This window comes from Paraburkholderia sp. GAS334 (assembly GCF_050436625.1).
Taxonomy (GTDB): domain Bacteria; phylum Pseudomonadota; class Gammaproteobacteria; order Burkholderiales; family Burkholderiaceae; genus Paraburkholderia.
On sequence record NZ_JBNDMO010000066.1, the window covers coordinates 1 to 11,322 of the forward strand.

General features: G+C 60.8%; 8 protein-coding genes and 1 pseudogene. 3 read left to right on the forward strand and 6 right to left on the reverse strand.

Annotated features, from left to right (window positions below; translation table 11 throughout):
* Positions 1-95: 95 nt before the first annotated feature.
* Both P3T21_RS37650 and P3T21_RS37655 read right to left on the reverse strand, forming a co-directional pair.
* Positions 96-251: pseudogene (locus P3T21_RS37650) on the reverse strand (IS110 family transposase); the annotation flags it as partial.
* A gap of 641 nt (positions 252-892) precedes the next feature.
* Positions 893-1,711 (reverse strand): N-acyl homoserine lactonase family protein, encoded by an 819-nt coding sequence (locus P3T21_RS37655; protein WP_429260931.1) that lies wholly within the window; start codon positions 1,709-1,711, stop codon positions 893-895.
* 425 nt (positions 1,712-2,136) lie between these two features.
* On the opposite strand from P3T21_RS37655, the gene P3T21_RS37660 reads away from it, so the two are divergent.
* A complete protein-coding gene (locus tag P3T21_RS37660; RefSeq protein ID WP_429260932.1) occupies positions 2,137-2,901 on the forward strand; it encodes a FadR/GntR family transcriptional regulator in 765 nt (254 codons plus the stop codon).
* Positions 2,902-3,002: 101 nt separating this feature from the next.
* Here the strand turns inward: P3T21_RS37660 and P3T21_RS37665 are convergent, their stop codons facing one another.
* The 4 genes from P3T21_RS37665 to P3T21_RS37680 all read right to left on the reverse strand — a co-directional run bounded on the left by P3T21_RS37665 (position 3,003) and on the right by P3T21_RS37680 (position 8,371).
* The gene (locus P3T21_RS37665; protein WP_429260933.1) at positions 3,003-4,061 is read right to left on the reverse strand and encodes an Ldh family oxidoreductase; all 1,059 of its coding nucleotides are present in this window, start codon (positions 4,059-4,061) and stop codon (positions 3,003-3,005) included.
* A gap of 147 nt (positions 4,062-4,208) precedes the next feature.
* On the reverse strand, positions 4,209-5,741 hold the full coding sequence (locus tag P3T21_RS37670; RefSeq protein WP_429260934.1) for a UxaA family hydrolase: 1,533 nt from the start codon (positions 5,739-5,741) through the stop codon (positions 4,209-4,211).
* A gap of 63 nt (positions 5,742-5,804) precedes the next feature.
* On the reverse strand, positions 5,805-7,112 hold the full coding sequence (locus tag P3T21_RS37675) for an MFS transporter (RefSeq protein WP_429260937.1): 1,308 nt from the start codon (positions 7,110-7,112) through the stop codon (positions 5,805-5,807).
* Between the two features lie 512 nt (positions 7,113-7,624).
* Positions 7,625-8,371, reverse strand: coding sequence for an IclR family transcriptional regulator (locus tag P3T21_RS37680; RefSeq protein WP_429260935.1), 747 nt, complete (start codon positions 8,369-8,371; stop codon positions 7,625-7,627).
* Positions 8,372-8,500: 129 nt separating this feature from the next.
* Here P3T21_RS37680 and P3T21_RS37685 point away from each other — a divergent pair, with 129 nt between their 5' ends.
* Together P3T21_RS37685 and P3T21_RS37690 are read left to right on the forward strand one after the other, a co-directional pair.
* On the forward strand, positions 8,501-9,670 hold the full coding sequence (locus P3T21_RS37685) for a fumarylacetoacetate hydrolase family protein (RefSeq protein WP_429260938.1): 1,170 nt from the start codon (positions 8,501-8,503) through the stop codon (positions 9,668-9,670).
* A 59-nt stretch (positions 9,671-9,729) separates the two neighbouring features.
* Positions 9,730-11,163 (forward strand): aldehyde dehydrogenase family protein, encoded by a 1,434-nt coding sequence (locus tag P3T21_RS37690; RefSeq protein WP_429260936.1) that lies wholly within the window; start codon positions 9,730-9,732, stop codon positions 11,161-11,163.
* The last annotated feature ends 159 nt before the right edge of the window (positions 11,164-11,322 follow it).

Below are 11,322 nucleotides of genomic sequence, written 5' to 3' on the forward strand. Positions count from 1 at the left end.
ATGACTCCGGCTGGAAAACGGTGACCGTGATAGAGCGATTTCGATTTCTTCATCACGTCATCTTACGCAACCGACACAAACAACCTGACAACGCCCTCCATACCAATGAGACAGGGACTGCGATTCGCGAAGTACTCGAGAAACACTGCTCTCTTGACAGGCCTGTTGACGATCTCGCCGGTTTCCGGATCAACCCAGTGAACCTGCATCACGTTTTTCGCGATATCCACACCCACGATCGTATGCGTCATGACGGATCCTTGTAGTTCGTCTGGAGAAGACCAATATGATCGCCCTGTTTCCGAACTCCGTTGCGATTGCCCCGTAAGGGTTTGATTGACCGTACGGGGGTACCGATGGGTGGGGGGCGTTCATATCATTCACTTCGCATCGTCTGCCACCTCACAGGCCGGCAACTGCCTGATTCGAGGAGCATTCGCGTTACAGTGTCGTGGCACGGTGCGGGGACGTGGGGCCGTGTCGATACGCGGCTCCCCGGTGGCGACGGAGGAAATCCGGTCGCTTGACGATCATTACGCACGATGATTGGTTTAGATCAGGAATCCTCCAGCCGCTATGATGAACCTATCCAAGATAAGTGCCTTATCGCCAAACAACCGACGAACGCCCATACCGTGACGTCTTCGCCGGCCACGGTCGGTAACATTTTTACTTGCCTTGAGCCAAGTTTTTGAAGTGAAACAGAATTTTCCCGCAGCGCCCGTTCAGACGCCGGAAGTGACACTTTCATTTGCGAACTTGTGACAGATTTATCTTGGTCTACGGGGCGGTCACGCCAACCCCCCCTCCTGCCAGCCGGAATTAACCGCTTCGGATTAGATGCCCGCCGGCCACGTAGCGATTCCCGGGAGGCGATGCTGGTTGGTGCGGGTCACGTATACCGATGCGGTGCCGGCTGCCACTTCTTCCAGAAATCCGGATCGTGGCAGATCACCAGCTCGCCGCCGAAAAACTCGGTCAGCAGGCGCAGCCGGGCAATTGACGCGATGGCCTGCTCGGTCGTATGCGCATTGCCCGGCGGCAGATCGGGATCAAGGTTGGCTGGGCAGAACACCGCGTCGCCCGTCATGATCATGATCGTGCCCGACGGTAGACTCAGCATCAGCGATTGATGCCCCGGCGTGTGGCCCGGCGTGGCCAGCACCGCGACGCCAGGCTTGATCAGCTGATCGCCTCGCAGCAGTTCGTACTGGATGCCGCAATCAAAATACGCGCGTTCGTACGGCCGCGCGACAAAGGCGTCAGGCTGATACGCGAAGCGATATTCAGTGCGCTGTATCAGAAAACGTGCATGCGGAAACAACAGATTGCCGCCCGAATGGTCCCAGTGGAAGTGACTGTTGATGACCATCTTGACGTCTTCCGGCACGCGGCCCAAGTCGGCCAGTCGTGCGCGAATATCATCCTGCCGCTCGTAGCGCGCGATCATTTCGGAAAAGCGCTTCATCGACAGGCAGCGATCGTTGCCCTCCTGCTCACAATCATGCGGAAGCAGCCCGGTGTCGAACAGGATGTGCTCGCCGTCAGCCATCTCGATAAATGCGCCAGTCACGGGAATCTCAACCCGCGTGCCCATGCCGCGTCTGAGCGTCAACGACGACTGGTCGTTGATCAGCGTGCCGAGGTTGAACAGCGAAACGCTTTTGACGAGCGTCTCATTTGTGCTGCCGGTGCGGGGCGGTGTTGTCATCTGTCTGCTTTCCTTTAGTCCATGATCGAGCTTGGCCGCATTGTGGATTCGATCGCGTGGCCGTGTCGAAAGTCGCTTTCTGTGGTTTGACTCGTGCCGGCCGCTGCGCAAGCTCGGCCAACGTTGGTGTAGGCGGATGGCCTGTCTGTGGATCGAAAACAGGTAACGTTGTTCGCTGCGACAGCAACAATTCGCCTTGGCCTTGCACGGGTAATCGCAGACCATTTCCGATTGCATCTGCAGCGATCGGCGCGGGCGTGGCGGGTGACGATGCGCAATCGTACGACGCCGCGGCGACACCGCCGGGATGATAAAATCGGGTCTGCGCCCGATGCGCCGGCGCGATCAGGACCGGTACTCGTGCCCGCATACGCATCCGCCGGCGTCCCGTCGAGCCGTTCACCTTGACCTAAACAGGAGCCACTTTGCCTATTGCTGCCGTCAGCCCTCCGCGTCGGTTGTACCGCGAAATCGCCGAGCAGCTCGAAGCGCTGATCAACAACGGCGAGTTTCCCCCTGGCACACGCCTGCCCGGCGAACGTGAGCTGGCAAAGCTGTTCGGCGTAAGCCGTCCGCCGGTGCGCGAGGCGTTGCTGGCGCTGGAGATTGCAGGCCTTGTCGATGTGCGCGTCGGCTCGGGCGTGTGGGTGGTGGAGCGCTCGTCCAGTCCGCGTGCAAACGTTGCCGCGAGCGCAACTGACAGCGGCGAACCCGGCCCGTTCGAACTCATTAAGGCGCGCGAAGTGCTGGAGGGCGAAATTGCCGCGCTGGCGGCCAGTGCCGCCACCCAGTCCGACCTCGACGGCATCCTTGAGACGATTGACCAGATGATCGCGGAGAACGCGCACCGCGTGGTCGAGCAGGAGGCCGACAGGCTGTTCCATTTGCGCATCGCCGCTGCGACCGGCAATAGTGCGTTCGTCCATCTGATGCGCTCGATCTGGGAATTTCGCTACGGTCCAATGTGGATCAAAATCGAAGAGCACTTCCTGACGCCGCAGCGTCGCGCGCAAACCGTCAAGGATCATCTGGCGATCTACAAGGCCATCAAGTCGCGCAACCCGGAGCGAGCACGAGACGCGATGCGTTCCCACCTGCGCCGCGTCCACGACGAATTCACGAAGGGATGGGACAAGGCAAACCGTCCTATTGAAGCTAGCGGCGTGTCGTCTGCCGCTACCCAGGACTGAGTCGCTCGTCTGCCGCCGTGCGAAGGCAGGCGCGTCCGACCCCCGCAGTCCGCTTTGGCGTCCAGGCGCGTAAGCCCAAGCGGCGGTCTTCAAGTCAAGCATTACGCAAGCGGGGCGGGGAACTCGATACCGTAGCGCTGCCCGCAGCTCTCGAGCGCCGGCCGGATCGTCGGATGCAGCCGCACGCCGCCAGCGAGTTGCTCCCTTCTTCGAGCCATACCGCCGTCCCCGGGCATGCGTACCCGTTCTACGCCGGGGCGCGGGGGATTGGTGCGGCATGCGTCCGCGAGCCAGTCCATTTGCCAGTTGAACTCCTGCGTACCGCAGAAAGCCGCCGGGTCATATAAGGTCATGAACACGGTCGCGCCCCAACCCTCGGGCGGGTCCGCACGACCGAAGCCGGCCAGGCCGCTCGTTAACGCTTCGATCAACACTGCGAGCCCGAAGCCCTTGTGGCCCGCTGCCAGACCGCCGAGAGGAAGGATCGTACCGGGCGGGTCTTCGAACAGGACGCCGGGTTCGTCGGTGGCGTTGCCTTCCGCGTCTAGCATCCATGGCTCAGAGAACCGCTCGCCAGCTTTATGCCGCCGCGCGGTCATCGCGTTGGTGGTGACCGATGACGAAATGTCGATCAGAAAGGGGGTATCCGACGTCGGCACGCCGATCGCGACCGGATTCGGCGTAAAGACGGCCCGTCTGCCGCCGAACGGCGCGACGCTTTGGACGCTAGGATCCGAACTGCACAGCATCAGCACGAAACCGGCCTCCGTCGCTCGCAGCAGGTATGCGGCAAGGCTCGCAATATGATGGCTGCGGCGAATTACCAGTGTCGCGCTGCCGTATTCGCGAGCGCGCGGCAGCAGCGCGGCGATACCACGCAGCACCAGCGACGGACCGGGCAGTCTGAGCCCGTCCCACAACAAGGTCGCCGGCTTGTCGGCGATTACGCGAGGCTCGCCTTCCTTGCTCATGGTGCCCCCTTCAAGCGCACCGACATAACCGGCAAGCAGCGCCAAACCGTGCGTGTCATGGCCCAATAGGTCACCGTCGACCAACGTGCGCGCCACGGCGTCGGCATGCGTGGAAGCAAGACCTGCGGCACCCAGTAGCCGGTTCGCGTAACCGACGAGCTCGTCGGCTGCATAGCTGGGTGAGCTCATAGGGCCACCTCGATCAGCAATGGCCGCAGCGTACCGGAACTGTTCGTGGATAGCGCGGCGACCGCATCGGACGCGATTGCCACAACGACATTCGAAGTCATACAGATTGTTCTCAGGAGAAGATTGTTTAGGATGCGCGGTGCGGTTTTACATCACTGCGCCCAGTTGCCATGGAACGAACTCTGTTTGTCCGTAGCCATGCAACTCGCTTTTGGTACGCGTTCCGGATGCGGTAGATAGCATCGTGCGGAAAATCTGCTCCCCCATCTCGTCGATGCTCGATTCGCCATCCAGTATGGGGCCGCAATTGATATCGATATCGGCTTGCTGGCGCGCCCAAAGCGCGTTATTGGTGCCGAGCTTGATCGAAGGGGAGGGCGCGCAGCCATAAGCCGAGCCGCGCCCTGTGGTAAAGCAGATCAGGTTCGCGCCGCCGGCGACCTGGCCCGTTGCCGACACCGGGTCATAACCGGGGGTATCCATGAACACGAGACCGTGCGCGCGGACCGGCTCCGCATATTGATAGACCGCCTGCAGTGCGGAGGTACCGCCTTTGGCCACAGCCCCGAGCGACTTCTCGAGTATGGTGGTCAATCCGCCAGCCTTGTTGCCGGCAGATGGATTGTTGTTCATGCTGGCACCGTGCTGTTCGCAATATCTGGTCCACCACTGGATCCGTCCGAGCAGTCTTTCTCCGACCTCGCGCGACACGGCACGGCGCAACAGCAGGTGTTCGGCACCATAGATTTCCGGCGTCTCCGACAGGATCGCGGTGCCGCCGTGCGCTACTAGCCGATCGACCGCGGCGCCCAATGCCGGATTTGCCGTGATACCCGAGTAGCCGTCCGAGCCGCCGCACTGCAGGCCGACAATCAGTCGGCTGGCCGGCACGGGCCGGCGTTCGACGCGTGGCAGCTCGGCCAGCATGGCCTCGATCAGACGCACGCCGCTCTCAACCGCCGCCGCGGTCCCGCCCACTTCCTGGATGTTGAACGTTCGCAGGCGCGCCGATTCGTGCAGCCCCTGTTCGGCCATCAGCCCAGAGATCTGGTTGGTTTCGCAGCCGAGCCCGACGATCAGCAGACCGGCAAAATTCGCGTGTCCCGCGTATCCGGCTAGCGTGCGACGTAGCACGGCGAGTCCCTCGCCTTCGCTGTCGGTCGCGCACCCGGCACCATGCGTCAGTGCCACGACGCCGTCGACGTGTGGGAAATCCCGTAACGCGGCGCCGTCATTGCGTGGGTCGCTGAAATGGTTGGCAATACCGCGCGCAACGGTGGCGGAACAATTTACAGACGTAAGGATACCGATGTAATTCCGTGTGGCGATACGTCCATCTTCGCGCTCGATACCAAGAAATGTGGCCTCCGACGACGAGGGCGAAGGGAATCGCAGATCTTCCCCGATCACATAGTCGCGCGCGAATTCGCTCATCGCGAGGTTGTGCACATGCACGTGGCGGCCAGCGCCGATGGCCTGTGTCGCGACGCCGATGATCTGGCCGTAGCGCCGCACCGGCTCGCCGGCCGTGAGCGGTCGGGTCGCGACCTTGTGGCCGGCCGGCACGAGGTCGGCGACGACGACGCCTGTTTCGACGAGATTGCCATGTATCAACTGCCGGCGCGCAATGACGACGTCGTCGTCGGGATGTAACCGTATGACGGGCGATTCGAAGCTCATAGTGCTTTATGACGAAGTGAGGCAACCCGCTCGGGCTGCAGTGGTATGACGGTGGACTCGAGCTTAGGCCGCATCGTTGCAGATGTGCCTAGGTATCGCGAACAGCACGAGCAATGCGGCGATTGCCGTCATGGCGGCAATCACATACATGCCGAGATCCGTACTGCCGGTCATGTCGGTTAGCTTGCCAATCGCATAAGGGCTGACGAAGCCGCCCAGGTTGCCGATCGAATTGATGATCGCGATACCGGCCGCGGCCGCGCTACCGCTCAGGAACTTCGGTGGCATGGTCCAGAAGATGCTGTACGAGCTGATGATGCCGAGTGCAGCAAGCGATAGCCCGGCAGTGGCAATCACGGTATTGTGCGAGAACCACGCGCACAGGCAGTAGCCTACGGTGCCCGCGAAAATGCAGAGGGCGAGGTGGATGCGTCGCTCGCCGGTGCGGTCGGAGCTGCGGCCGATCAAGACCATCAAGAGACCTGTCACCGCGTACGGAACGGCCGACAGCAGCCCGATCGATAGCGGTTCGGACACGCCTGAATTTTTAATCAATTGCGGCATCCAGAACGACAGGCCGAATTGACCGTTGAGCACCAGGAAGTAGATCAGCGCAAGCAGCGCGGTGTAGGGATTCCTGAATGCGCCTTTAACGTCGTGCGACTTGTCCGGCGCGACCTCCGCGGCCAAGTTGTCTCGCAGCAGCGTCTTTTCGTCATGCGTTAGCCATTTCGCGTTCTCGATCCGGTCTTCGAGCACCAGGTACACAACTAGACCTAGCAGGATCGTGGGCAGCCCTTCGACCAGCATCAACCATTGCCAGCCGGCGAGGCCGCCGATCCCGGCAAACTTCGTCATGACAAAGCCCGCAACCGGGCCGCCAATCGTGCCGGCGATCGCGATACCGGTCATGAATAGCGCGACCATCCGCGCGCGCCGCCGTGCCGGGTACCAGTAGGTAAAGTATAGGATTACGCCAGGCATAAACCCGGCTTCGAACGCGCCCAGAAGGAAGCGCAGCACGTAGAACGAAATTGGCCCCGTCACGAACATCATTGCCGACGATGCTATGCCCCAGGAAATCATGATCCGGGTGATCCAGCGTCGCGCGCCGACCCGGTGCAGAATCAGGTTGCTCGGCGTTTCAAACAGAAAGTAGCCGATGAAGAAGATCGCGGCGCCCAGTCCATACACTGTATCCGAAAGCCCCAGAGCGCTCTGCATCTGCAGCTTCGCAAAACTGATGTTGACGCGGTCAAAATAGGCGGCCACATAGCAGATAACGAGGATTGGCACGATCTTCAGCGTAATTTTCCTGTAGGTGCGATCCTCGAAGGATTCGGCGGCCGGCAGCACGTCAGTAGTACTCATGGTCACGATTGGGTCTCCATCTATTTCTCGATTTTGGGCGCAAACTCCCCGGCAATGCCACGCTTCGAAGTGACATGCGGCGTACGTGTGCGCAAACTGGTAATACCAATGTACCGGTAGATGGTAGGGACGCTGTGGGGCCGTGTCAAGCGCCGATTGTCTTCCGGCTGCACCGGATGGCGTCGCAACGGCTAACTATCGTGCGATGGGTTGGCGGGGGGGCCACCTGTCCGCGCCGGATGCGCTGAGCGGCCCCGAAGTTGCGGCTAGAACGCCGTAGCGGCTAGGTTCGTTCTCGAACTCGACCGGCGATCCGCAGAGGGTGCCGCGTGTATCGATCTCGTTCGCGCCACACCCACTTGCCGTGAACCTAGCCGCTTTATTTCAAGGTAATGGAGAAGCCGGGTGTCGCGCGGCATTCGCACTGATTCGCGGGAACGAAAATTGAGGGAGGGATGCGGGTTGGGCCAGTAGCATGGAGTTCGCTTGTGCTTCAGACCGACATGAGCCCGTCACAGAGCGGCCGCGATCCGACTGGCGATGCGTGCGATCCCGGTGGCGATCTGCTTTTCCCGGCGCCCCTCGAGGCGACCCAGTGGCACGCTGGTGCTGACGGCGACCCGCTTGCCGAGGGGAGTCACCCCGATGTATGCCGCGAAGCACGCGAGCCCGGCACTGACCTCCTCGCGCTCGGTGGCAAGGCCGCATGCGCGAATGCCTGCGAGTTCTCGCAGCAAGGCGCTGCGCCGCGTCGTCGTGTGCGAAGTCATGGCGGCGAGGCGCTCCGGCAACATTGCTGCCACTTCGTCGTCGGACAGGCTGGCCAGCAGCGCCTTGCCGAGCGCGCAGCAGTGCGCCGGCAGCCGCGAACCAAGATCTGAGACGAGGCGCACGGGGCGTTGTGCGTCTTCTCGTGCGATGTAGACGACGTCCGACGCATCGAGCACGGCGAGTTGCACGACCTCGTTATGCGCTGCAACGAACGCGCGGGCTTCGTTCCTGAATGCCGCCTGCAAGCCGTCGTGCCGTACATAGGCGCTTCCCAGCTCGAACAGCTTCAGGCCAACGATATAGCCTTCGCTGCGCTTTTCAATCCAATGGCGGCCTTCTAGCGAATCGAGCAGCAGATAGAGCGTGCTGCGTGACAGACCCGTCGCCTTAACTAGCGCGGACGCCCGTACGGGAGTTGCTGCCCGCGCAAGGATCTCCAGAACATCGTGGGCGCGCCTTAGCGCCGGAACTTCGTAGGAGGTGTTCATTGCCGTAACTTAGGTAGTTTTTTAATCACCCGATTGTCCAGCATATTGGATGCAACATCAATAAGATGGACACTCTGCAATTGCATGGCTACGATCACTGCTCATCCAAAGCACGTCATACCCGACAAAATGAAACCAGCTCCTTTATCCTGCCTTCCCGATGACCTCGATAATGCATTGCTGATCGGACGCGTCTGGCGGCCGACACCCGTCTATGGTCCGTCCGTCGTCGTGGTCCGTCATGGCGAGGTCTTCGACATCACTGCTACTGTGCCCACCACCGCTGATCTGTTTGATCGGGCCGATGCTGTCGCCATCGCACGTGATGCGCAGGGCGAGGCGCTCGGGCCGGTCAGTGCATTGGTAGAGGCGAGTATGGCTCCGCCGAAAAAAAATTGCATACGCCTGCTGGCGCCTTGCGATGTGCAGGCCATCAAGGCATGTGGCGTGACTTTCGCAGTGAGCCTGCTTGAGCGCGTGATCGAGGAACAGGCCGGCGGCGACGCGGCAAAAGCAGTCGAGGTGCGCAGCATGATTACCGGGTTGATCGGCACGGACCTCGCGAAGATCAAGCCCGGCTCGGACGCTGCCATGAAGCTTAAGGCCGAACTTGAGCGGCGCAACGCGTGGTCGCAATACATGGAAGTGGGGATCGGCCCGGATGCGGAAGTATTTTCCAAGTCACAACCGATGTCGTCGGTCGGACTGGGCGCAGATGTGGGCCTGTATCCGACTTCGGTCTGGAACAATCCGGAACCGGAAATCGTGTTGGCAGTCAACAGCGCCGGCCGGATCGTGGGCGCCACACTGGGCAACGACGTGAACTTGCGTGATATCGAAGGCCGTTCAGCGCTCCTGCTTGGCAGGTCAAAGGACAACAATGGCTCGTGCGCGATTGGACCGTTTGTGCGCCTGTTCGATGACCGTTTCACTCTGGATACTGTACGCGCCGCCAGCCTTTCATTGCGCATAGAGGGCGACGATGATTTCGTCCTTGAGGGGGTAAGCCATATGACAGAGATCAGCCGCGACCCGGCCGACCTCGTCAACCAGACCTACGGTGCTCATCATCAATATCCGGATGGCTTCATGCTATTCCTTGGAACGATGTTCTCGCCCATCAAGGACCGAGATGCCCCGGGCGCCGGGTTTACGCACCATCTGGGCGATGTCGTAACGATTGCCACGCCTTCGCTGGGTGCATTGGTCAACACAGTGCAGCTTTCCAACCACATTCCTCCGTGGACCTTCGGTGTGCGAGCGCTATATGGAAACCTCGCGAAGCGCGAGCTGCTTTAAGCAGCCTTTTCCTACCCGTGCGACGCTAATTGAAATGATAGACCTGGAGCATAGATAGAGTGACCCGCTACGCAAACTTAATCGCTGGCGAATGGGTGGATGGTGCGACCTTTTCGCGCAATGTGAATCCGTCCAGTCTCAACGACGTGATCGGTGAGTATTCCCAGGCGGACCTACAGCAAACAATGTGTGCCATCAGTGCAGCGCGCAAGGCGTTTGGCAGTTGGTCGCTGTCCACGCCGCAACAGCGGTTCGACATTCTTGACCGTGCCGGCACTGCGATCCTTGCGCGCAAGGAAGAACTCGGCCACCTGCTCGCCCGTGAGGAGGGAAAAACCTTGCCGGAGGCGATTGGTGAAGCAGGCCGGGCCGGCCAGATTTTCAAGTTTTTTGCCGGAGAGGCGCTGCGGTTGGGCGGCGAGATTGTGCAGTCCGTGCGCCCCGGCATGACCGTCGAAATAACGCGGGAACCGGTTGGCGTGGTTGGCTTGATCACGCCCTGGAATTTTCCGATTGCGATCCCGGCGTGGAAGATTGCACCCGCGCTTGCCTATGGCAACTGCGTCGTCATCAAGCCTGCCGATCTGGTTCCGGCGAGCGCTTGGGAACTCGTAAAAATTATCGCGGACGCGGGCGCGCCGGCAGGCGTTATCAATCTGGTAATGGGACGTGGCTCCGTGATCGGCGAGGCACTTGTCAATTCGCCGGAAATCGATGCCATTAGCTTTACCGGTTCGGTGTCGACAGGCCGTGGCATCGCCGCCAAATGCGTCGCCTCCGGCAAGAAGGTGCAGCTGGAAATGGGCGGCAAGAATCCGATGGTGGTGCTCGACGATGCGGATCTAAATGTCGCGGTCGACGCGTGTATCAACGGTGCTTTCTTCTCAACGGGTCAGCGCTGTACCGCGTCGAGCCGTCTCATTGTCACCGCGGGCATCCACGACCGTTTTGTCGAAGCGATGAAGGCGCGGCTCCAGACGCTAAAAATCGGTGACGCCCTGGCGCCGGATACGCAGATCGGCCCGGTGGTCGATGAACGGCAGTTGGCACAGGACGAACAGTACATTGCGATTGCGCGCGAAGAGGGGGGCACCGTATTCGGCGGCACGCGCGTAGCTGGGAAGACCGATGGCTTCTTTCTTGCCCCCGCACTGATCACCAACACAACGCCCGCGATGCGCATCAATCGCGAAGAAGTGTTTGGTCCGGTTGCGTCCGTTATCAAGGTGAAAGATTATGATGCAGCGCTCGCCACCGCCAACGACACCGAGTTCGGGCTCTCAGCGGGGATTTGCACGACGTCGCTCAAGTACGCCACGCACTTCAAGCGTCACGCCCAGGCCGGCATGGTGATGGTCAATGCCGCGACGGCGGGCGTCGACTATCACGTGCCTTTTGGCGGACGCAAAGGGTCAAGTTACGGGGCACGTGAGCAGGGCAGTTATGCACGGGAGTTTTACACGACTGTAAAAACTGCGTACGTGAACGCGTGAACGAGCGAGATGGGCGCGCAAGACGGTACAGATCCAGGAGGAGGCCGCGCTCGATGGCCTGTATGGGCATTGTCAACTTGCCGGAGGGACCCGGAACGACAGCGGTAACGACGACCGCTTAGAAACCAGTTGACGGAATTCGGGCGACTTCGGTCAATT